Annotated in this window: 2 protein-coding genes; both read right to left on the bottom strand. The window is 44.2% G+C overall.

Features of this window, described 5'->3' with window-relative positions; all coding sequences use genetic code 11:
• Positions 1 to 444, bottom strand: a 444-nt coding sequence (locus tag ACT3SX_RS15045; RefSeq protein ID WP_444761574.1) for a cupin domain-containing protein, incomplete at its 3' end; no start/stop codon positions are given.
• 45 nt (positions 445 to 489) lie between these two features.
• A complete protein-coding gene (locus tag ACT3SX_RS15040) occupies positions 490 to 1353 on the bottom strand; it encodes a universal stress protein (protein WP_192992493.1) in 864 nt (287 codons plus the stop codon).
• Between the last annotated feature and the right edge of the window lie 111 nt (positions 1354 to 1464).

Below are 1464 nucleotides of genomic sequence, written 5' to 3'. Positions count from 1 at the left end.
TACTTGCTCGCCATCATCAGAAAACAGAGGACAGATATCACGACTGCCTTGGCATTGCCAATTGTCATCATCATGAGTATCAATAGCGACATAGCGATCTTCATCAGATGGCATTTGTCTGAGCTTAACGAATATCACTGCGCCTTCATCACTATATGGCGTATGACCTGACGATGGTGGATTGCGCAAATACCAGCCTGCTGGATAATGTGTGTCATCTGCAGAAAACATGCCTGACAATACCAAAATCTCTTCACCATTTGGATGCATGTGATGCGGAAAGTGAGAACTCGGAGCATAACGCACCAGACTGGTGGCGCGCGCTTTTTCTTCACCCACGCGATCCAGCATCACCCGTTCTACACCGCTCTGCGGTGAGTTTATCCATTGTTGCTCTTCAACTGCAAGCGCTGCGCGACAAGAAAAATCTGCATTAATAAGCATAAAATAGTGTCCAAACAAGTTCGTTATGGTTGTATCAACTGACCATTATCGCACTAAAATAACTGGCGACAAGGTGCTAGCGATAAGCTCTGTTGTGGTACTGCCTAGAAACAGCTGCTGTAATTTTGAATGACCATAAGCACCCACTACCATAATATCGATGTCGTTTTCCGCTTGAAAGGCTAACAAGCCATTGACCGCATCAGCCGCTGATAAATGATGCGCTTCCACCACAAACCCCGCTGCTTCTAGTTGTGCTGCAGCGGCACTTAAGCTTTGTTTAGCGGTATCATTGTGACTGCCTATCATAACGATATGACCTTCTAAACCTTTTAAGACAGGGCTTCTAGCAACCATCGATGCCGCTTTAATAGCGGTTTTGCTACCATCAAACGCGATCATATATGAACTGGGCGCTTTAAAACTTTCGGAGCAAATCAATATCGGAATATCAGAGGCACGGGCGACCGTTTCTATTTGACTACCAATATTGATGCGACTGTTTTTGTGGTCTTCTCCGCGTCGACCCATGACAATAGCACGATTTTCTGTCTTAAAATTCTCGATAGCAGGTAACAGCTTGCCACGGCGCTGATAGATGCGGACATTCACTCCATCAAAATTGGCTTGGAGATGGCTTTTTGCATCTTCTACCAATGCATTACTATAACTGTTGACCACTTTGGCTCTTTGTTCGTCCATTTGGGTCAGCTCTTCTAATAAAAACTGGCGGCTGTTTACCCCTATCGCACCCGATAAATCACGTCTGGTCGATGCAGGAACCTCACTGACATGTAGCAATCCTACCGGTATGTTCAGTTTACTGGCATACCATGCTGCATAGTCACAAACCGATTCAGTGACTGCCGATCCGTCAATACAGGCTAAAACATGCTGTGTTGTGGTCATAAGCTATCCTTAAATTTTATGGTTTATTGTTTTATTATAAAATCTGAAATCCTTAACTTGATAATAACCAATTTATAGTGCTGCATCCAGTGATCTATATCGGTAGCTACA

Source organism: Psychrobacter sp. AOP31-B2-9 (genome assembly GCF_052378005.1).
GTDB lineage: Bacteria > Pseudomonadota > Gammaproteobacteria > Pseudomonadales > Moraxellaceae > Psychrobacter.
Note: the sequence above shows the minus strand (reverse complement) of the source record. Positions and strands in the feature narration are given on the sequence as shown.